This window comes from Aquitalea sp. USM4, assembly GCF_004328945.1.
GTDB classification, from domain to species: domain Bacteria; phylum Pseudomonadota; class Gammaproteobacteria; order Burkholderiales; family Chromobacteriaceae; genus Aquitalea; species Aquitalea pelogenes.
In genome coordinates this window covers 845,292-864,169 of record NZ_CP029539.1, presented here as the reverse complement: position 1 = coordinate 864,169, position 18,878 = coordinate 845,292, and the positions used below count along the sequence as shown (strand labels likewise).

Here is an 18,878-nt window from a genome sequence, read left to right as displayed (position 1 = left end):
TGAAGCATCCGGTTTTCCGACCCGCAGCCGAACGGTTGCGGAAGGCCTGGGGAGAACGTCATGTACCGCTGCTTTGCCAGCTGTTTGCTAGCTGTGCTGTTGTCACTGTCCGCACTGGCTGCGGTGCCGCCAGTCCCGCTGCGTTATGCGCTGGTGTCCGGGCTGGAAGACCCGCACCTGCCCTACATGCTTTCCCTGTTGCAACTGGCCTGTGACGAGGCGGAGCTGCGCTGCCAGCTGCAAGCCGCTGCCGCCATGAACCAGTCGCGGGCCATGGTGCAGATGGGCAAGCGCGATGGTGGCATTGACCTGTTCTGGGGCATGACCAGCCGCGAGCGCGAGCAACAGGCTATTCCCATCCGCATTCCGCTGGACAAAGGCTTGCTGGGCTGGCGGGTGGCGCTGGTCAATGCCAGCCAGCCAGACGTGCTGGCCGGTGTCCGTGATGTGAAGCAGCTGTCCCGGCTGGTGGCCGGGCAGGTGGCGGACTGGCCGGATACCGCCATCCTGCGCAATGCCGGCTTGCAGGTGCTGACCAGCCAGGATTACGGCAATCTGTTTCCCATGCTGCAACGCAAGCGCTTTGACTACTTCCCGCGCAGCGTGATCGAAGTCCAGCGCGAAGCCGCCTTGCCAGTGGCCAAGGGCTTGCTGATCGACCGCAACCTGGTGCTGCACTATCCCACGGCCATGTATTTTTTTGTCAGCCCGCTCAAACCGGAACTGGCCGCGCAACTGGAGCAGGGCCTGCGCAAGGCATTGAAGGATGGTCGTTTCAACCAGCTGTTCCAGCGTTATAACGGCCAGTTGCTGTCGCAGCTGGCACTGGACAAACGGCAGGAAATTGCATTACCCAATCCGCAGTTGCCAGCGGCCACGCCCTTGCAGGACCGCGCCCTGTGGTACCGGCCTTGATGCCGGTACTGGCATATCAGTGTTGTTGCCCTTCTTCTTCCAGCCACTGGCAAAAGGCGGTGACCAGTTCATCGCCCACCAGTGATTGCGGTACGGCCCAGGAATAACCCCGTACCGCAATTTCCGGCCCCGCCAGTGGTGCCACCAGTTTGCCGCTGGCCAGTTCGCTTTCTATCACCGGCAGCGCGCCCAGCGTCACGCCCAGCCCGTCTACCGCAGCCTGCAAGGCCAGGTAGTAATGATCGAAATGCTGGTCGGCGGCGGACTGCAAGCCGGGCACCCCGGCAGCAGCCAGCCAGCGTGCCCAGGCAACCGGCCTGGTTTCCGAATGCAGCAAGGTGTGCCGGGCCAGGTCGGCAGGCTGCCGGATGGGCAGGCGCGCCAGCAAGGCCGGGCTGCATACCGGGATTTCCCGTTCGGTGAGAAAGGCATGCGAGACAAAGCCATGCCAGTGGTCCTTGCCGCGACGGATGGCAATGTCGAAGTCGGCATTCTGGTTGTTGATGCTGGCATCCGATGTCGCCAGGCGCAATTCCACCCCGGGGTAACGCAGTTGGAAGCGGGTGAGCCTGGGCAGCAGCCAGTGCATGGCCAGCGTGGGGGTGACATTGATGTTCAGCCGTTTCCCCTGCTGGCGCGCCTGCAGTTTTTCGGTAGCGCTGGCAATGCCGTCCAGCGCGGTCTGGATGGCGGGCAGATAAGCCTGCCCGGCGGCCGATAGCCGCACCCGGCGGCCATGACGCTCGAACAGGCTGACACCCAGCCAGTCCTCCAGCTGTTGGATCTGACGGCTGATGGCACCGTGGGTCACATACAGGGCTTCGGCTGCAGCGGTGAAACTGCCTTGTCGTGCAGCAGATTCAAAGGCCTTGAGTGCATTGAGTGGAGGTAGGCGGCGATTCATGCTGGTGAGTTTAGCTCACAAAGAATGCCATAAAAACTCGTTTGTTCTGGCGGCGTTGGCGGGCTAGCCTTGCACTATGAATCCATCACTTGTCATTCCTACGCGCCGCCAGTTGTTTCTGGGTTTCTTCAGCATCGGCCTGAGCGGCTTTGGCGGCGTGCTGCCTCTGGCGCACCGCATGCTGGTGCAGCAACGCCGCTGGCTGAACGAGGAAGAGTTCACCGAACTGTTGGGGCTGGGGCAGATTCTGCCCGGGCCCAATATCGTCAATATGTCCATCGCCATCGGCTCGCGCTTTCATGGTGTGGCCGGTGCCTGGCTGGCTGTGGCAGGGCTGATGCTGGCGCCGCTCATCATCGTGCTGGCCATGGCCATGTTGTACGACCATTACCAGAGCCTGCCGGACGTACAAGGCACCTTGCACGGGCTGGCCTCGGCGGCGGCAGGCCTGTTGCTGGCCATGGTGTTGCGCATGGGCCAGAAACTGGAAGTGCACTGGCAGGCGGTGCTCTTGGCCATGCTCACCTTTGTGGCGGTCGGCGTGTTGCGCTGGCCCTTGCTGCCGGTGTTGCTGGCACTGGGGCCGCTGTCGGTATGGCTGGCCCGGCGTCGCCAGCGCTCTGGAGATGAGCCATGTTGATCCTGCTGTCCTTGCTGGCCAGTTTTTCCCTGTTTTCGCTGATGGCGGTGGGCGGCGCAGTGACGCTGATTCCGGCCATGCACAGCTATGTGGTGGAAAGCCATCACTGGATGAGCGGCCAGGAGTTTGCCGCCCTGTTTGCCATCGCCCAGGCGGCACCGGGCCCGAATGTGCTGGTGGTCAGCCTGATTGGCTGGAAAGTGGCTGGCCTGGCCGGTGCGCTGGTGGCCACCGTGGGCATGTGCGGGCCGTCCTCGCTGCTGTGTTACTACGTCACCCGCTTGTGGCAACGCTTTCATGGTTCGCCGTGGCGCAGGGCTATCGAGCGCGGGCTGGCCCCGCTGACCATCGGCCTGGTGGCGGGCAGTGCCATGCTGATGAGCGAGGCGGCCAATGCGCGCTGGACCGGCTGGCTGCTGTGCGGTGTAGTCGCTGTCATCGCCTGGCGCAGCCGCATCAATCCGCTGTGGCTGCTCGCTGGCGGGGCCTTGCTTGGCTGGCTGGGGTGGATCTGAAGCTTTGCCCGGCGCGTCATCAGTGTTTCACGCAGTGTGGGCAGACTGAATGGCTTGCACGCTGACGGAGAAACCATGCGCCTGTGGTCGTTGACACCTGCCCGGCAAAACCTGTTGCTGACCCTGCTGGCCTTGCGCCTGTGCCTGGTGGAGCTGGTGGCTGTTCCGGTGGCGGTGCTGTGCCTGCATCCGGCCTGCGGCCTGATGCTGTTGCTGACCTTGCTACTGATTCCGCTGCGCTGGCAATTGCTGCATGAGGCGGCACATGGCCACCTGTTGCCTTCTGCCCGCCATAACCGGCTGGCAGGCAGGCTGATGGGTATCACGCTGGGCCTGCCATTCGATGTGTGGCGGCAGGCGCATCAACTGCACCACCGTTACAGCCGCAGCCGCTGGCAGCAGGTTGAAGTGTACGACCCCACCCGTGAACGCTACTGGATGCGCCAGTTGCTGCTGATCCTGCGCATGTGCGGCGGAGCCTACCTGCTGGCCTGGTGTGGCAGCCTGTTGCTGTTGTTCGTGCCCGGCTCGGCGCGCTGGCCGTTTTTGTGTCGCCACTTTGCCTTGTGGCCGCGCCTGCATGTACGCATGCAGCGTTGTGGCCGTCTGTCTACTGCGCGCACCGATGCCGCGCTGGCACTGCTGTTGCCGCTATTGTCTTTGCTGGGGTATGGCCAGCATGACTGGATGCTGTGGCTGGCACTGCTGTTGCGCGCGCTCTTGATTTCCCTGACCGACCACGTCTGCTTTGCCGCCCAGGCGCTGGGTTGCCCGCGTCGGGCGGCCAATCTGTTCTTGCCGCGCTGGCTGGGCTACGGCTTGCTCAACAGCCATCTGCGCGGCGTGCACCAGCGCTGGCCGCATTTGCCCTGGCAAGCGCTGCCGCAGCAGTTTGCCAGCACCAGTGAGGGCTGGGACGGGGATTATCTGGCGCGGCTATGGGGCGAGCAATGGCAGCTTCAGGCCAGAGACCATCTGCCGGTAATACCCCTGTAGAAGTCAGGGATGGGTATAATGCCGCTGAATTCATTACGCCAGGCTAGCAAGCCCACACCGACATGACCCAGCTCAAGAATGACACTTTCCTGCGTGCGCTCCTGAAGGAGCCGGTTGAATACACCCCCATCTGGATGATGCGCCAGGCTGGCCGTTACCTGCCGGAATACCGCGCCACGCGCGCGCGCGCGGGCAGCTTCATGGGCTTGTGCACCAGCCCGGACTACGCCACCGAAGTCACCCTGCAACCGCTGGACCGCTTCCCGCTGGATGCCGCCATTCTGTTCTCCGACATTCTCACCGTGCCGGATGCCATGGGCCTGGGCCTGTACTTTGCCGAGGGCGAAGGCCCCAAGTTCGAACGCCCGCTGCGCGACGAGCAAGCCATCCGTGCACTGCAGGTGCCGGTACTGGACAAGCTGCAATACGTGTTCGACGCCGTGTCCAGCATCCGCAAGGCGCTGGATGGTCGCGTGCCGCTGATCGGCTTCTCCGGCAGCCCCTTCACCCTGGCCTGCTACATGATTGAAGGCGGTGGTTCGGATGACTTCCGCCACGTGAAAGCCATGCTGTACAGCCGTCCCGAACTGCTGCACCACATTCTGGCGGTCAATGCCCAGACCGTGACCGACTACCTGAATGCCCAGATCGACGCCGGTGCCCAGGCGGTGCAGATCTTCGATACCTGGGGCGGTGCGCTCAGCCACGCGGCCTACAAGGAATTCTCGCTGGCCTACATGCAGCGCATCGTGTCCGGCCTGAAGCGCGAAGCCGACGGCCGTCGCGTGCCGGTGATCGTATTCACCAAGAATGGAGGTCAATGGCTGGAAGACATCGCCGCCATCGGTGCGGACTGTGTCGGCCTGGACTGGACCACCGACATTGGCCTGGCCCGTGCGCGTGTGGGTGACAAGGTGGCACTGCAAGGCAATTTCGACCCGAACGCCCTGTTTGGCTCGCCCGCAGCCATCGAGGCGGAAGCCGGCCGCATTCTGGCGGCCTATGGCCAGGGTTCCGGCCATGTGTTCAACCTCGGGCATGGCATTTCCCAGCATGCCGACCCGGCTCATGCCGCGGCACTGGTTGAAGCGGTACATCGTCTGTCGCGTCCTTACCATCAGTAAGTCTTGCCGGCAGGTTGGGGCATGCTGCCCCGGCCTGCCCATTTGCAAGAATCCAAGCTTTATTTCCTGCCTGATTTCCAATTGTTTTTCGATTTTCCGCACTTGCTGTATCTTTTCTCCTGGCTGCGGGGGAGGGGGTATATCCTGCCTTGCCTTGCGGTTTTGGCGGAGTGTGGCAACAAATGAAGCGTCTGCCAGACAGGGGAGTTGACAGTTGCACCGACTGTTGTTCTCCGAGTTATGCACACTGGAATTGCCCTTGGAAGCAAATTGTCAAGTCCGATGGGCAAAATTAGTGCAATGTACTTAAGTTGTTGAAATTAAAAGAAATATTATTCTGATTAATTTTTGTGCAATCTAATGGAAATGCTGATTTAATGGCCTTTCCATGCCAGGATGCAGAGTTGTTCACAAAGATATCCACAGCTTCTGTGCATAGATGGCGCAAAGCCTTGTCGGTGCTGGGTTTGCTGTAAAGGGAAAATTTACCGTGGGTTCTCAGAGAGTTCAGGTGGTGGTTGATCTGCCCCTGTTTGGCGCATTTACCTACCTGTCTCATTTTGATGTCATACCCGGTCAACGGGTGGCGGTTCCCTTTGGCAAAAGACAGCTGTGTGGCGTAGCCGTCACTGGCATACCCCCAGAGGGTTTGTCCGACAGCCAGCTCAAAACCATCGATCAGGTGTTTGACGGCTTGCCGCCACTACCGGCGGATTTCCTGGCCCTTACCGAATTTGCCGCTGCCTATTACCACTATCCCCTTGGGCCGACGCTGTTTACCGCCTTGCCCACCGGCCTGCGTGAAGCGCGTGATATCACCCCGGTCGATGAACGTCCGTTTGGCCTGAGCGAGCTGGGGCAGGCAAGCCAGCCTCCTGCACGGCAGCGGGCACGCCTGGCCTTGTGGCAGGCCTTGTGCGATGGCCCGCTTACGCAGGCACAAGCCCGGCTGGTCACGCCGCAGGCAGGCAAGATTCTGGCGGACTGGCTGGCGGAGGGGCTGGTGCAGCGTGTGACGGCAGAAAAGCCTGCCTTGCAGCTGGGCAGTGCGCCGCAACTGAATGCAGACCAGCAGGCCGCACTGGATGCCTTGCTGGCGCAGCCCGGCGGCTTCCAGCCCTGGCTGTTGCATGGCATCACCGGCAGTGGCAAGACCGAAGTGTATTTGCAGCGCATTGCCCACAGCCTGGCTGCCGGGCAGCAAGTGCTGGTACTGGTGCCGGAAATCAACCTTACCCCCCAGTTGGTGGAGCGCTTCATCCAGCGTTTTCCTGCCACCCGCATTGCGGTACAGCACAGCCAGCTTGCGGAGGGCGAGCGCCTGCGCAACTGGCTGGACGCCTGGCAAGGACGTGCCGATATCGTGATCGGCACCCGCTTGTCGGTATTCACCCCCATGCCGCGCCTGGGGCTGATCGTGGTGGATGAAGAGCATGATGGCTCGTTCAAGCAGCAGGACGGCTTGCGCTACCATGCACGTGATCTGGCCATCTGGCGCGCGCACCGTGCCGGCTTGCCCATCATTCTGGGTAGCGCCACCCCCAGTCTGGAAACCGTGGCCAATGTCGAAGCCGGACGCTACCGCCAGCTCAAGCTCAGCCAGCGGGCCCATGGTGCCGCCAGGCTGCCGCAGGTACGGTTGGTGGATACCCGGCGTGCCAAGCTGACCGAAGGATTGTCCGATCCTGTAATCAAGGCCCTGGCTGCCCGGCTGGAGCGGCGCGAGATGAGCCTGGTGTTCATCAACCGGCGCGGTTTTGCCCCGGTGCTGGCCTGTAGTGATTGCGGCTGGACCAGTGGCTGCCCGCGCTGCTCCACCCGGCTGGTGCTGCATTTGCTGGAGCGCAAGCTGCGCTGTCACCATTGCGGCTGGGAAGAGGCAGTACCCCACGCCTGCCCGGAGTGCGGTGCGCCGGACATCAAGCCGCTGGGCGAGGGCACGCAGCGGCTGGAATCCGCACTGGGGCGTCTGTTCCCTACTGCGCGCATCCTGCGCATAGACCGCGACACCACCCAGCGCAAACAGGCCTGGGAAGAGATTTACCGCCAGGTGCATGCCGGTGAGGTGGACATGCTGGTCGGCACCCAGATGCTGGCCAAGGGCCACGATTTTGGCACCCTGTCGCTGGTGACTGTGCTGAATGCCGATGGCGGTTTGTATTCGGCTGACTATCGCGCTTCCGAACGCCTGTTCGCCCAGCTCACCCAGGTGGCTGGCCGCGCTGGCCGGGCCGATGCCCCCGGTGAAGTGCTGGTGCAGACGCAATGGCCGGATCACCCGCTGTATCAGGCACTGGTGGCGCACGATTTTGATGGCTTTGCCGCCAGCCTGTTGCAAGAGCGCCGTCAGGCAGCCTTTCCGCCGTCGGTACATCAGGCCCTGCTGCGGGCCGATGCCACCGAACTGGCGCAGGCCACGGCCTTTCTCACCCAGGTGCGCAGTCAGGTACAAAACCTTGCCGCTGGCGTGCTGATTTCCGGCCCGGCCCCGGCGCTGATGGTGCGGCTGGCGAACCGCGAACGCGCCCAGCTGGTGCTGGAGTGTGCCAACCGTCAGCAGCTGCACCAGTTTCTCGATCAATTACCCCCGCTGCTGGATCAACTGGCACGCCAGTATGGCCGCGGTTTGCGCTGGTCGCTGGATGTCGACCCGCAGGAGATGTAAATGAAGGTGTTTTTCCCCGTTGTGGCACTGGCGCTGTCCTGCCACATTGCCACTGCCGCCACGTTTGACCTGCACGGACTCAAACCCGATGAAGTGGCGGTCTGGGCCGCTCCGGTAGAAGGTGGCCCGGAACTGGCCAGCCTGCGTGCAGATGTGCCGGTCAACCCGGCTTCCACCATGAAATTGCTCACCAGCTGGACTGCGCTCAACCGGCTGGGCCCCGGCTACCGCTGGACCACCCGGCTGGTCTCGGCCGCCCCGGTACAGGACGGTGTGCTGAAGGGGGACCTGGTATGGGTAGGGGCGGGCGATCCACGCTTTGGCATGGCCAATCTGCGCAGCCTGCTGCACGACCTGCGCCTGCGTGGCATCCGCCAGATTGATGGCCGGCTGCTGCTGGACAAGAGCGCCTTCAGCAGCATAGGTACGGCCGAAAATTTTGGCGGGGACGAAGGCAAATCCTTCACCGTCGAGCCAGACGCCCACCTCGTCGCATTGAAAGTGGCCTGGTTGCGCTTTTTCAATGACAGCAACGGCATACGCGTAGTGCTGGACCCGCCACTGGCCGGTGTCAGCCTGCAGGCGCGGCTGAGCAATGGCGGTGACACCGTAGCCACTTGCCCGGATGTGCGCCAGTGGGTACACATCAGAGAGCAGGGCAACCAGCTTGAAGTCAGTGGCAAGCTGCCCGCCGCCTGTGATGGCAGCCAGGCCTATGTCAACGTGCTGGATCATAACGACTTTGCCGCACAGAGTTTCACCGCTTTGTGGCAAGAGCTGGGCGGCAGCGGCCCGCAGGGCATGGCACTGGGCCGCGCACCAGCCAATGCGCGCACGCTGGCGCAATTCCAGTCCGAGCCACTCACCACGGCCCTTAACGACATCAACAAGTACAGCAACAACACCATGGCGCGCACGGTATTCCTGACGCTGGGGCGCGAGGCGGCAACAAGCGGCGATACCCCGGCCGATGCCCAGACCGCGGTGCGCAGCCTGCTGGCCGAGCAACATATCGTGGCAGATGCGCTGGTGCTGGAGAACGGTTGCGGCTTGTCGCGCCGCGAACGGGTATCGGCCCGCCTGCTGGGCCAGGTATTGCTCAACGCTGCTCGCGGGCCTTACGGCAACGAATTGATGACCAGCCTGCCGCTGGCAAGTGAAGACGGCACGCTCAAGCGCCGCTTTGCCAGCATCGGCCCGCGCCTGCGCATGAAAACCGGTACGCTGAAAGACGTGAAGGCCCTGGCAGGCTACTGGCAGGCGGCAGATGGCCGACGACTTGCCATGGTGGCCATCGTCAACAGTCCGCGTGCGCCAGCCATGGCCGGCGCACTGGATGCCGTGGTGGCCGACCTGATTCACCGCTTCGACCGCAGCGCGTCCGCCCCGGCTGACGCTATAATGCAACCCTGAACCCACCACGCATCAACAGGTTTTTCATGAAACACGTCACCATGTACACCACGGCGGTTTGCCCGTTCTGCATTCGTGCCAAGCAATTGCTGGCCAGCAAGGGCGTGACCGGCATTGAAGAAATCCGCATCGACCTGGACCCGGAAGCCCGCGACCGCATGATGAGCAGTACCGGCCGCCGTACCGTGCCGCAGATTTATATCGGCGACACCCATGTGGGTGGCTGCGATGATCTGGTGGCCCTGAACCAGGCCGGCAAGCTGGACATCCTGCTGGCGGATTGACCGCCATCAAGCCCACATCAGGCAGCGGGCAAACACAGCAGGGATAGCACGGGCACCCTCTGGTGGCCTGCCGTGCTTTCATGCGATGATGCGAGCTTGATTTTCTGACCAACCGGCCGCTGCGTGCGGCCCTGAGCGAGACAAGACATGAGCGAACAACAAGAGCTGCAACCGGTTTTCTCCATCGAAAAGATCTACGTCAAGGACCTGTCCCTGGAAGTGCCGAATGCACCTCAGGTATACCTGGAAGCCGCCCAGCCGGAAATCGACATGCAACTGGCCAGCGAAGGCAAGCAGATTGACGATGGCTTCTTCGAAGTTGCCCTCACCGTGACCGTAACGGCCAAACTGCCGGAAAAAACCATGTTCCTGTGCGAAGTGACCGAAGCCGGCATCTTCCGCATCGAAAACGTACCGGCCGAAGACATCGAACCGATTCTCGGCGTGGCCTGCCCGAACATCCTGTTCCCGTATGCGCGCGAAACCGTGTCCAACCTGGTAAACCGTGCCGGCTTCCCGCCGGTGCTGCTGTCGCCGATCAACTTCGAAGCGCTGTACATGCAACAGCGTGCCCAGCAAGCCGAAGCCGGCAACGCCTGATGCTGCGCCGCCTCGTCACTGTCACCGCCATGCTGGCCGGGTTCATTGCCCTGCCAGCCCAGGCACTGGAGTTCCGTTCGGTCAAGGAAACCGGCGTGGCGCTGTACGAGGCGCCTGCGCTGAGTGCCAAAAAGCTGTTTGTGGTCAGCCGCTACTACCCGGTGGAGGTCCTGTCCAGCCAGAAGGAATGGTCGCGCGTGCGTGATGCCACTGGCGGCATCGCCTGGATACCGCTGGCGGCATTGTCCTCGCAACGCTGGTTGCTGGTGACCGCCGATCAGGCCGTGGTGCGTGATGCACCGGCTGCCGATGCCAAACCCTTGTTTTCTGTCGCACGCGATGGCGTGCTGCAATGGCAGGAAGCCCCCAGGGACGGCTGGGTGCGTATCAAGCACCGTGACGGCAGTGGCGGTTATGCCCGCATCAGCGATCTGTGGGGTTTGTAAATCATGAAACTGGCCATTCTGGGAAGCGGAGCCTGGGGCAGTGCCCTGGCCATGGCGTTTGCCCGTCATCATGATGTCAGTCTGTGGGGGCGCGATGCCGCCCTGATGGCCGAGCTGGCTGCCGAGCGCGTCAACCGTCGCTATCTGCCGGATTGCCGGTTTCCCGACTCCATTACCCTGACTGCCGAATTGCCGCGTGCCATCCAGCATGCCGAGCTGATCCTGATCGTCACCCCGATTGCCGGTTTGCGTCCCACGCTGCGGGCGCTGACTGCGCTGTCATCCGGTTTGCCGCCCATCCTGTGGGCCTGCAAGGGCTTTGAAGCGGGTTCCAGCCTGCTGCCGCATCAGGTGGTGGCCGAAGAGTTGCCGCCGGATCACCCCTGCGGTGTGTTGTCCGGCCCCAGCTTTGCCCGTGAAGTGGCCGAAGGCCTGCCCGCTGCCGTCACCATTGCGTCGGACGATGCCGAGTTTGCCCGTCGTATCGCCCGTGAACTGCACAGCCCGCTGCTGCGCCTGTATGCCAATGATGATCTGGTAGGGGTGGAAGTGGGTGGTGCGGTAAAGAATGTGATGGCCATTGCCACCGGTGTGGCGGATGGACTGGGTTTTGGCATGAATGCGCGCGCCGCGCTGATTACCCGCGGGCTGGCGGAAATCACCCGTCTGGCCAGTGCTCTGGGTGCCAGCCAGCAAACCATGATGGGCCTTGCCGGCATGGGCGATCTGATCCTGACTTGCACCGGCGCGCTGTCGCGTAACCGGCAGGTGGGCCTGAAGCTGGCAGAGGGCAAGTCGCTGGACAGCATTCTGGCCGAGCTGGGCCATGTGGCCGAAGGCGTGAGCACCGCGCGTGAAGTGCTGACCATGGCCGAACGGCTGGAAGTGGAAATGCCGATTACCGCTGCGGTATGCGGCTTGCTGTATCAGGGCAATGACCCGCACCGGGTGGTGGAGGGATTGCTCAGCCGCGCGCCCAAGTCTGAAGGTGGCGGTGCATTGCAATGATGCCCGCCTCCAAGCGTGAAAAAAGCCTCCGTCGTGGAGGCTTTTTTCATGCTGGCAAGTGCCAGCAGCACGGCCTGATCGGGCTCAGTGAGTGCGCTGGTTTTCACGCAGGCTTTGCGCATCCCAGTAGGCATTGATTTTCTGGATGCGCTGCTGTTCGGCAGCCGGCAGCTTGTCAAATTGCGCCTTGATGGCTTGCTGTTCGGCTTGCCAGGCAGCCACGCTGTCCGGGGCCGGCGGGTTGTTGTTGGTGTCGTGGGCAAATGCTGCGCTGCTGGCAATCAGGGTAATCAGGGCGATGGCGGCGGTTTTCATACTGTGCTCCTTGCTAAGTGCGTTATCTGCTGTGTCTGACAGCTTGAGTACAGTATATTGACCATTTATTTTTCAATAAATACTATTTAATTTAATCATTTGTTTACTATTGGTGTTTAATTCGAGGAAACTTACGGGCCGGCAGTTTGTCACTGTGGCCCGTAGTAGCTGCGTGTTGCAGTCTGCTTCACCGGGGTGTGGCGGAGCCCGGCTCCGGTTCAGCTGCCAGCAGGGCGGCAATGGCATGCTGGTTGAAACGGTCGGTGGTGTGGTGCAGGCGTTCGGCGTAGTGGATCAGGTTATCACCATCGGCAATCAGGATGGCTGGTGCCGTGTAGCCGCTCAAGGGATAGCCCATTGCCAGTACGCCGTACTGCTTGTGGAAGTCGCGCCCGCGCAGGGTGGATAGCAGGCTCACGCCGGGCAGGCCATGCGCCTGACGGCAGCGCAGCAGCGAGGAGGGCGAATCCACCGTGATGACGATAATGGCAAGTTCCGGCCAGCTTTCCAGAAAGCGCCGGGTGTCCTGCAATAGCGCCAGTCCGGCGTGTTCGTCTTCATCCACCGATAGCAGGGTGATGATGGCCTTGGGCTGACCGGCAAAGTTCTCCAGCGCCAGGTCGCGTTTCCGGTCATCCACCAGCATGAAGCTGGGCAGAAACTGTCCAGCCTGCGGGAAGTCTCCGGCGACAGGGATGTCTTCGTCACCGTATTGCAGAATGAAATCGCTCATGCTTGTCTCCTTGTCCGTATCCTCATGGTGGACAGCATGGCGGCAAAAACAAGGCGAATTGCAGGTTTTGTTGACCAATGACGTAAAAAAAGCGGCCAGGGCCGCTTTTTTGCTGGGCGCAGAATCAGGGATAGAACCAGTACAGGCTGTAACCCATGGCGCGTACCTTGCCGATGTCCAGCCGCATGGTGATCTTCACCTCACTGTTGGCATTGAAGCGTTGCAGCTTGAGGTCGTCCGCCTTCAGGTATTCCTTGGGTGCAAATACCTTGCGGATCAGCACCTGGTCGTCCGCATCCTTCAGCGACACTTCCAGCATCGGGTAATTCTGGGCAAATGCCGCGTGGTTCTTCAGCGTGGCGGACAGTTGGACCAGATTGGGATGTTCCGGCACGAAAGCCAGTTCTGACCATTCGGTACGGATCTGCGCAATGTCGCTGGGCCAGGGCACCTTGCAACCGGCCAGCGAGCAGAATGCTTCCAGCGCCGGGCGGGCTTCCGGAACTTCAGCTGCAATGCGGGTGCGGTTGAAATACACCAGTTGGCCTGCCAGCAGCAGGGTGGCGACGGTCGCCAGCAAGACCATCAACACGGTCAGCAGCGGATTGCGGGCCTTGCCGACTGTGGCTTCATCAGCATGTTCGCTGTCGTGGGCTGCATGGGCGTCCTGATGCGGCAGTTCCATGCCAGCGCTGGCCGGTACTTCAGGCTCGGGGCTGTCCGGCGTGGCGGCAGGGGGGATGTTTTCCTCGTTGCCACGGCGTGATTTGCCAAAGACATCGGGCAAGCCCTTGTCCTCTTCGGCATCGACCGGGCTTGCAGCGTAGGCAGCAGTGGCAGCGGGAGCGCGTCGGGTGTTGAGGGCTTCGGCCAGTGCGCGCTGGAATTCTTCCGCTTCGCTGCGCTGTTGCTCGGTGTCGGCCGCAGCCATGTCGCCTTCTGGCGCGATGTCCAGATTGAAGTCATCGCTGACCGGTGTTTCGGCGGCAGTCTGTGGGTCGAAGTCGGGCAATTCCAGCTCGAAATCGTCCATCGGGTCGTGCGCCTGCGGCGCTGACGGCGGTGGCACCAGTGGGCTGGGTGCTGCAGGAGACGGGGCAGGTGCCGGGCCTGGCACCTCTGGCTGGGTCAGAACCGGCGGGGTCGCCGGTTCGGTACTGACAAAATGCTCGGTAGCGTTGAATACATGCGCACAGCGCCCGCAGCGAACCAGGCCTTTGGCGGCGGCTAGCTGCGTATCGTTAACCTTGAAACGGGTCTGGCAACTCGGGCACTGTGTGGTGTAGCTCATACGCTTGGGCGTCGGGTTCCTGTCAGTCGGGTCCAGCCTTCATCGAACACCGGAGTGTCCATGGTAAACCACTGCGCATAAATCGCAGACAGTTCGTCGGCTTGCTCGGCAAGAATGCCGGAAAGCACGATTTTACCACCGGTTTTCACATGACTGGCCAGCAGCTGACCCAGCATGCGCAGCGGATTGGCCAGAATGTTGGCCAGCACCACATCGTACTGGGCAGCCGGATTGGCATCCGGCAGGCAGAAGGTGGCGGTCACATTGTTCTGGTCCGCATTGTCGCGGCTGGAGCGCACGGCCTGGGCGTCGATGTCCACACCCACGGCACTGCCTGCACCCAGCTTGAGTGCGGCAATGGCCAGGATGCCGGAGCCGCAGCCGTAGTCCAGTACGCTTTCACCGCCGGCAACATGTGCATCCAGCCACTGCAGGCACAGCCGCGTGGTGGGATGACTGCCAGTACCGAAGGCGAGGCCCGGGTCCAGTTGCAGGTTCACCGCATCCGGTGCCGGGGCGTCGTGCCAGGTGGGGGTGATCCACAAGCGATCCGAGATGCGGATAGGCTCGAACTGGGACTGGGTCAGACGTACCCAGTCCTGCTCTTCCACGCGCTCGGTCTTGTAAACCGGCATGCCCAGCTTGCAGGCGTTGCAGGCAGCGGCAATCAGCAGGGCTACGTCAGCATCTTCGGCAAACAGGGTGATGATGCGGCTGTGGTTCCACAGCTTGTCCACCGGCATGCCGGGTTCGCCAAAGATGGGCTGCTCCTGGTCGGTACCGGCCAGGGCGTCTTCAATAGCGGTCGACAGCGCACCCGCATCCATCAGCGCATCGGCCAGGCGTTCGGCCACCGCCGAATCGGTATCGATGGTGGCTTGCAGCCAGGCCATTATGCGTCTCCCTTTTTCATTTGCGACAGGCGCTCTTCCAGATAGTGGATGCTGGTGCTGCCACGCTGGAAGGCGGCATCCATGAACAATTCCTGGTGCAGCGGGATATTGGTCTTGATACCGGAGATGGAGATTTCCGACAGGGCAACGCGCATGCGGGCCATGGCCTGATCGCGGGTGTCACCATAGGAAATCAGCTTGCCCACCATGGAGTCGTAATGCGACGGCACGGTGTAGCCCTGATAGATGTGCGAGTCGATACGGATGCCGGGGCCACCAGCCGGGTGATAGCTTTCGATCTTGCCGGGCGACGGTACGAAGGTAAACGGGTCTTCGGCGTTGATACGGCATTCCATGGCATGGCCGCGCAGCACGATGTCGCTTTGCTTGTAGCGCAGCTTTTCGCCGGCAGCAATGCGGATCTGCTCCTGCACGATGTCCACACCGGTGATCATTTCCGTCACTGGGTGTTCTACCTGTACGCGGGTGTTCATCTCGATGAAGTAGAACTCGCCGTTTTCGAACAGGAACTCGAAAGTACCGGCCCCACGGTAGCCAATGCGGCTGCACGCTTCGGCGCAGGCGGTACCAATACGCTGACGCTGCTCGTCGGTAATGCCCGGAGCCGGTGCTTCTTCAATGATTTTCTGGTGACGACGCTGCATGGAGCAGTCGCGCTCGCCCAGGTAGATGGCATTGCCGTATTCGTCGGCCAGAATCTGGATTTCGATATGGCGCGGCTGCTGCAGGTATTTCTCCATGTAGACAGTCGGGTTGCCGAATGCTGCGCCGGCTTCGGTACGGGTCATCTGTACCGAGTTGATCAGTGCGCCTTCGGTATGCACCACGCGCATGCCGCGACCGCCACCACCACCGGCGGCCTTGATGATCACCGGGAAGCCGATTTTCTTGGCAATCTTGACGATCTCGGCCGGATCATCCGGCAGGGCACCGTCGGAACCCGGCACGCAGGGCACGCCAGCGGCAATCATGGCGTCCTTGGCGGATACCTTGTCGCCCATCAGGCGGATGGTTTCCGGGCGCGGGCCAATGAAGACGAAGCCGGATTGTTCCACGCGTTCGGCAAAGTCGGCGTTTTCCGACAAAAAGCCATAACCCGGGTGGATGGCCTGGGCGTCGGTCACTTCGGCGGCAGCAATCAGCGCCGGTACGTTCAGGTAGCTTTTGGTCGACGGAGCAGGGCCGATGCAGACCGATTCATCGGCCAGCTTGACGTATTTGGCTTCACGGTCGGCTTCGGAATGCACGACCACGGTCTTGATGCCCATTTCGCGGCAGGCGCGCTGGATGCGCAGGGCGATTTCGCCGCGGTTTGCAATCAGGATTTTTTCAAACATGGTATGGACGTCCGTTGGGTGGCGCGTCAAACAACAGGGGCACTGACGCGGTGTCGTGCCCCTGTCATCTCTGGCGTCTATTAGCGAGGCAGAGAGAATTACTCGATGATGAACAGCGGCTCGCCGTATTCAACCGGCTGGCCGTCTTCGGCCAGTACGGCCTTCACCACGCCGGAACGGTCGGCTTCGATTTCGTTCATCAGCTTCATGGCTTCGATGATGCACAGGGTGTCACCGGCATTCACGCTCTGGCCGACTTCCACGAAGGGCTTGGAACCCGGGCTGGCGGAGCGGTAGAAGGTGCCTACCATCGGCGACTTCAGTGCATTGGCATTGTTGGCGGCAGCCGGGGCTTCGGCAGCGGCTGCCGGTGCGGCAGCAGCCGGAGCGGCCACTTGCTGTTGCATCGGCATTTGCATCATCGGCTGGGCGTAGGCAATTTGCTGTGCATTGGCCGATACGCGGGTGATGCGGACTTTTTCTTCCCCTTCGGTCACTTCGAGTTCGGCAATGCCGGATTCTTCGACGAGATCGATCAGTTTCTTCAGTTTACGCAGATCCATGGTAATCCTTCGGATGGGATGTACTTTATTATGTTCAGGCTTGCGCAGACAGACGCCGGATGGCGTGCGCAAGTGCCAGTTCATAGCCCTGGGCGCCCAGGCCGCAAATCACGCCAACTGCCAGATCCGAAAAATACGAATGATGGCGGAAGGGTTCGCGGGCATGGACGTTGGACAGGTGAACTTCTATGAATGGCACCTTCACCCCGGAAATGGCGTCACGCAGGGCAACGCTGGTGTGGGTGAAGGCCGCTGGATTGATGATGATGAACGACGTTCCGTCTGTCATGCAGGCATGAACGCGTTCGATCAATAGGTGTTCGGCGTTGCTTTGCAGCGCCTCAAGCTCGAAACCGGCGGCTTCGGCCTGTTCGGTCAGCCGCTGGTTGATGGAGGCAAGCGTGTCCCGGCCATAGTGCTGTGGTTCCCGTGTTCCAAGCAGATTGAGATTGGGGCCGTGCAGCACAAGGATTTTTCCGGTCAAAGCTTTGCTCCTGAGTTCAACATGGGCGCGAGTTTGCCGCAAATGGCGACACGATGTCTAGCTTTTCCAGTATTTCAAACGGTTGTTTGATGTATGAAACTAACTGCCGGTTTCCCCGAAAAGCCCGCCATTTCGAGCGAAAGCACTACAGTGAACCGCATTTTAAACGGTGGCAAATTTTTTACAGTTTCTTGCCACATACCCTTGATCAAGCTCAAATTCCACCCCGGGCCGAACAAGTCCGTGCCGGGGCAGGCGGTCGCAGGTATAATTTGCCGGTTTTGATTCGAGCTTCACACCATGCTGCTGTCTGATTTTGATTACCACCTGCCGGATCACCTGATTGCCCAGCACCCGCCTGCGGTGCGTGGTGCCAGCCGTTTGCTGCACGTTGCCGGCTCTACCCTCAGCGACGGCCAGTTTGCCGATTTTGCCAGCCTGCTTACGCAGGGCGACGTGATGGTGTTCAACGACACCCGTGTCATCAAGGCGCGACTGTTCGGCGAAAAAGCCAGTGGCGGCAAGATTGAAGCGCTGATCGAGCGGGTGCTGGACGAGCACACCGCACTGGCGCATGTCCGTTCTTCCAAATCGCCCAAACCCGGCACCCGGCTGATTTTTGCCGAACGCTGGGAAGCCGAAATGCTGGGCCGTGAAGGCGAGCTGTTCAAGCTGCGCTTTCTGGCCGAGGACAATCTGTTCGACATTCTGGACGCCTCCGGCAAGCTGCCGCTGCCTCCCTATATAGAGAGAACGGCAGAGGGCGAGGACGACGAGCGCTACCAGACCGTGTATGCGCGGGAAAAAGGCGCAGTAGCGGCACCGACTGCCGGCCTGCACTTTACCGAGGAAATGCTGGCCGCCCTGCAAGCCAAGGGCGTGGAGCTGGCCTATGTCACCCTGCATGTGGGCGCAGGCACTTTCCAGCCGGTACGGGTGGAAAACATTGCCGACCACAAGATGCACAGCGAAATCTACGATGTGCCGCAACGCACTTACGATCTGATCCAGGCCGCCCATGCCCGTGGCAGCAAGGTGCTGGCTGTTGGCACCACCAGCATGCGCGCGCTGGAATCCGCCGCCCGTAGTGGCGAACTGGTGGCTGGCCGTGGCGAAACCGACATCTTCATCACCCCCGGTTACCGCTTCCGCGTGGTGGACCGGCTGCTCACCAATTTCCACCTGCCCAAATCCACCCTGCTGATGCTGGTGTCGGCCTTTGCCGGTTATGCGGAAATGCGTGCGGCCTACGCCCATGCAGTGCAGCAGGAATACCGCTTCTTCAGCTATGGCGACGCCATGCTGCTGGAGCGCAAGGACGAACAGGGCTGAACCCCTTACCCCACAGATGAGGCAGACATGGCAGGATTGACTCCCGATAGCCCGCAAGTGCAGGAAATCACCTTGCATGCAGTGTCCCGCACGCTGGAAATCAGTTACGAGGATGGTGCCCGTTTCCAGCTACCGGCTGAATATTTGCGCGTGTACTCGCCTTCGGCCGAAGTGCGCGGACACGGTGCGGGGCAGGAAGTATTGCAAACCGGCAAGCGCCATGTCGGCATCACCGCGCTGGAGCCGGTTGGTCATTACGCGCTGAAGATCACCTTTGATGACGGCCACGACAGCGGCCTCTATAGCTGGTCTTACCTTTACGAGCTGGGCACGCAGCAGACCGCGTACTGGCAGGATTATTTGAATCGCCTCGCCGCCGCTGGCGCGAGCAGGGAGTGA

General features: G+C 61.5%; 21 protein-coding genes. 13 read left to right on the top strand and 8 right to left on the bottom strand.

The annotated features are described in order from the left end of the window. Positions 1-60 precede the first annotated feature (60 nt). A complete protein-coding gene (locus tag DKK66_RS04065) occupies positions 61-915 on the top strand; it encodes a hypothetical protein (protein WP_207389848.1) in 855 nt (284 codons plus the stop codon). A gap of 16 nt (positions 916-931) precedes the next feature. Here the strand turns inward: DKK66_RS04065 and gcvA are convergent, their stop codons facing one another. Then, the gene (gene gcvA / locus DKK66_RS04060; protein WP_062789528.1) at positions 932-1,819 is read right to left on the bottom strand and encodes a transcriptional regulator GcvA; all 888 of its coding nucleotides are present in this window, start codon (positions 1,817-1,819) and stop codon (positions 932-934) included. Positions 1,820-1,895: 76 nt separating this feature from the next. Between gcvA and DKK66_RS04055 the strand changes: the two genes are divergently transcribed. The 10 genes from DKK66_RS04055 to DKK66_RS04010 all read left to right on the top strand — a co-directional run bounded on the left by DKK66_RS04055 (position 1,896) and on the right by DKK66_RS04010 (position 11,510). After that, positions 1,896-2,459: a chromate transporter gene (locus DKK66_RS04055; RefSeq protein WP_045845458.1), complete on the top strand. Its 564-nt coding sequence runs from the start codon at positions 1,896-1,898 to the stop codon at positions 2,457-2,459. Then, positions 2,453-2,974: a chromate transporter gene (locus tag DKK66_RS04050; RefSeq protein ID WP_045845459.1), complete on the top strand. Its 522-nt coding sequence runs from the start codon at positions 2,453-2,455 to the stop codon at positions 2,972-2,974. The genes DKK66_RS04055 and DKK66_RS04050 overlap by 7 nt, the downstream gene beginning before the upstream one ends. A 75-nt stretch (positions 2,975-3,049) precedes the next feature. Beyond that, entirely contained in the window at positions 3,050-3,970 is a 921-nt protein-coding gene (locus DKK66_RS04045; RefSeq protein ID WP_131355718.1) for a fatty acid desaturase, read from the top strand. A gap of 62 nt (positions 3,971-4,032) precedes the next feature. Next, positions 4,033-5,094, top strand: a complete 1,062-nt coding sequence (gene hemE / locus DKK66_RS04040; RefSeq protein WP_131355715.1) for a uroporphyrinogen decarboxylase — start codon at positions 4,033-4,035, stop codon at positions 5,092-5,094. A 490-nt stretch (positions 5,095-5,584) separates the two neighbouring features. Then, positions 5,585-7,759, top strand: coding sequence for a primosomal protein N' (locus DKK66_RS04035; RefSeq protein WP_242673566.1), 2,175 nt, complete (start codon positions 5,585-5,587; stop codon positions 7,757-7,759). Beyond that, positions 7,760-9,172: a D-alanyl-D-alanine carboxypeptidase/D-alanyl-D-alanine-endopeptidase gene (dacB, locus tag DKK66_RS04030; protein ID WP_131355709.1), complete on the top strand. Its 1,413-nt coding sequence runs from the start codon at positions 7,760-7,762 to the stop codon at positions 9,170-9,172. 26 nt (positions 9,173-9,198) lie between these two features. After that, complete coding sequence (gene grxC / locus DKK66_RS04025; RefSeq protein WP_045845463.1) at positions 9,199-9,456, top strand: glutaredoxin 3; 258 nt, start codon at positions 9,199-9,201, stop codon at positions 9,454-9,456. Positions 9,457-9,603: 147 nt separating this feature from the next. Further along, positions 9,604-10,056 carry a protein-export chaperone SecB gene (gene secB, locus DKK66_RS04020; RefSeq protein WP_045845464.1) on the top strand — a complete coding sequence of 151 codons (453 nt, stop codon included), beginning with the start codon at positions 9,604-9,606 and terminating at the stop codon, positions 10,054-10,056. Beyond that, positions 10,056-10,502, top strand: coding sequence for an SH3 domain-containing protein (locus DKK66_RS04015; protein ID WP_062789535.1), 447 nt, complete (start codon positions 10,056-10,058; stop codon positions 10,500-10,502). The genes secB and DKK66_RS04015 overlap by 1 nt, the downstream gene beginning before the upstream one ends. A 3-nt stretch (positions 10,503-10,505) precedes the next feature. Continuing rightward, positions 10,506-11,510: an NAD(P)H-dependent glycerol-3-phosphate dehydrogenase gene (locus DKK66_RS04010; RefSeq protein WP_045845466.1), complete on the top strand. Its 1,005-nt coding sequence runs from the start codon at positions 10,506-10,508 to the stop codon at positions 11,508-11,510. 84 nt (positions 11,511-11,594) lie between these two features. On the opposite strand, the gene DKK66_RS04005 is transcribed toward DKK66_RS04010, so the two are convergent. The 7 genes from DKK66_RS04005 to aroQ form a co-directional block, all read right to left on the bottom strand. Next, entirely contained in the window at positions 11,595-11,825 is a 231-nt protein-coding gene (locus DKK66_RS04005) for a hypothetical protein (RefSeq protein WP_045845467.1), read from the bottom strand. A 187-nt stretch (positions 11,826-12,012) separates the two neighbouring features. Continuing rightward, a complete protein-coding gene (locus tag DKK66_RS04000) occupies positions 12,013-12,558 on the bottom strand; it encodes a thiol peroxidase (RefSeq protein ID WP_131355706.1) in 546 nt (181 codons plus the stop codon). Positions 12,559-12,682: 124 nt separating this feature from the next. Continuing rightward, a complete protein-coding gene (locus tag DKK66_RS03995; protein ID WP_131355703.1) occupies positions 12,683-13,849 on the bottom strand; it encodes a DUF3426 domain-containing protein in 1,167 nt (388 codons plus the stop codon). Then, positions 13,846-14,742 (bottom strand): 50S ribosomal protein L11 methyltransferase, encoded by an 897-nt coding sequence (gene prmA, locus DKK66_RS03990; RefSeq protein WP_045845470.1) that lies wholly within the window; start codon positions 14,740-14,742, stop codon positions 13,846-13,848. The genes DKK66_RS03995 and prmA overlap by 4 nt, the downstream gene beginning before the upstream one ends. Continuing rightward, positions 14,742-16,100, bottom strand: coding sequence for an acetyl-CoA carboxylase biotin carboxylase subunit (gene accC, locus DKK66_RS03985; protein ID WP_045845471.1), 1,359 nt, complete (start codon positions 16,098-16,100; stop codon positions 14,742-14,744). Before accC ends, prmA begins: the two co-directional genes overlap by 1 nt. 98 nt (positions 16,101-16,198) lie before the next feature. Further along, positions 16,199-16,663, bottom strand: coding sequence for an acetyl-CoA carboxylase biotin carboxyl carrier protein (gene accB, locus DKK66_RS03980; RefSeq protein ID WP_045845472.1), 465 nt, complete (start codon positions 16,661-16,663; stop codon positions 16,199-16,201). Positions 16,664-16,697: 34 nt separating this feature from the next. Further along, the gene (aroQ, locus tag DKK66_RS03975) at positions 16,698-17,147 is read right to left on the bottom strand and encodes a type II 3-dehydroquinate dehydratase (protein ID WP_045845473.1); all 450 of its coding nucleotides are present in this window, start codon (positions 17,145-17,147) and stop codon (positions 16,698-16,700) included. 300 nt (positions 17,148-17,447) lie between these two features. Here aroQ and queA point away from each other — a divergent pair, with 300 nt between their 5' ends. Together queA and DKK66_RS03965 are read left to right on the top strand one after the other, a co-directional pair. Continuing rightward, positions 17,448-18,479 carry a tRNA preQ1(34) S-adenosylmethionine ribosyltransferase-isomerase QueA gene (queA, locus tag DKK66_RS03970; protein ID WP_131355700.1) on the top strand — a complete coding sequence of 344 codons (1,032 nt, stop codon included), beginning with the start codon at positions 17,448-17,450 and terminating at the stop codon, positions 18,477-18,479. 27 nt (positions 18,480-18,506) lie between these two features. Then, positions 18,507-18,878: a gamma-butyrobetaine hydroxylase-like domain-containing protein gene (locus tag DKK66_RS03965; protein ID WP_045845475.1), complete on the top strand. Its 372-nt coding sequence runs from the start codon at positions 18,507-18,509 to the stop codon at positions 18,876-18,878.

Bases quoted from the DNA above. Each gene is read 5' to 3' on its own strand.
- DKK66_RS04065 (WP_207389848.1), top strand. From the start codon at position 61: ATGTACCGCTGCTTTGCCAGCTGTTTGCTAGCTGTGCTGTTGTCACTG.
- gcvA (WP_062789528.1), bottom strand. From the start codon at position 1,819: ATGAATCGCCGCCTACCTCCACTCAATGCACTCAAGGCCTTTGAATCT.
- DKK66_RS04055 (WP_045845458.1), top strand. From the start codon at position 1,896: ATGAATCCATCACTTGTCATTCCTACGCGCCGCCAGTTGTTTCTGGGT.
- DKK66_RS04050 (WP_045845459.1), top strand. From the start codon at position 2,453: ATGTTGATCCTGCTGTCCTTGCTGGCCAGTTTTTCCCTGTTTTCGCTG.
- DKK66_RS04045 (WP_131355718.1), top strand. From the start codon at position 3,050: ATGCGCCTGTGGTCGTTGACACCTGCCCGGCAAAACCTGTTGCTGACC.
- hemE (WP_131355715.1), top strand. From the start codon at position 4,033: ATGACCCAGCTCAAGAATGACACTTTCCTGCGTGCGCTCCTGAAGGAG.
- dacB (WP_131355709.1), top strand. From the start codon at position 7,760: ATGAAGGTGTTTTTCCCCGTTGTGGCACTGGCGCTGTCCTGCCACATT.
- grxC (WP_045845463.1), top strand. From the start codon at position 9,199: ATGAAACACGTCACCATGTACACCACGGCGGTTTGCCCGTTCTGCATT.
- secB (WP_045845464.1), top strand. From the start codon at position 9,604: ATGAGCGAACAACAAGAGCTGCAACCGGTTTTCTCCATCGAAAAGATC.
- DKK66_RS04015 (WP_062789535.1), top strand. From the start codon at position 10,056: ATGCTGCGCCGCCTCGTCACTGTCACCGCCATGCTGGCCGGGTTCATT.
- DKK66_RS04010 (WP_045845466.1), top strand. From the start codon at position 10,506: ATGAAACTGGCCATTCTGGGAAGCGGAGCCTGGGGCAGTGCCCTGGCC.
- DKK66_RS04005 (WP_045845467.1), bottom strand. From the start codon at position 11,825: ATGAAAACCGCCGCCATCGCCCTGATTACCCTGATTGCCAGCAGCGCA.
- DKK66_RS04000 (WP_131355706.1), bottom strand. From the start codon at position 12,558: ATGAGCGATTTCATTCTGCAATACGGTGACGAAGACATCCCTGTCGCC.
- DKK66_RS03995 (WP_131355703.1), bottom strand. From the start codon at position 13,849: ATGAGCTACACCACACAGTGCCCGAGTTGCCAGACCCGTTTCAAGGTT.
- prmA (WP_045845470.1), bottom strand. From the start codon at position 14,742: ATGGCCTGGCTGCAAGCCACCATCGATACCGATTCGGCGGTGGCCGAA.
- accC (WP_045845471.1), bottom strand. From the start codon at position 16,100: ATGTTTGAAAAAATCCTGATTGCAAACCGCGGCGAAATCGCCCTGCGC.
- accB (WP_045845472.1), bottom strand. From the start codon at position 16,663: ATGGATCTGCGTAAACTGAAGAAACTGATCGATCTCGTCGAAGAATCC.
- queA (WP_131355700.1), top strand. From the start codon at position 17,448: ATGCTGCTGTCTGATTTTGATTACCACCTGCCGGATCACCTGATTGCC.
- DKK66_RS03965 (WP_045845475.1), top strand. From the start codon at position 18,507: ATGGCAGGATTGACTCCCGATAGCCCGCAAGTGCAGGAAATCACCTTG.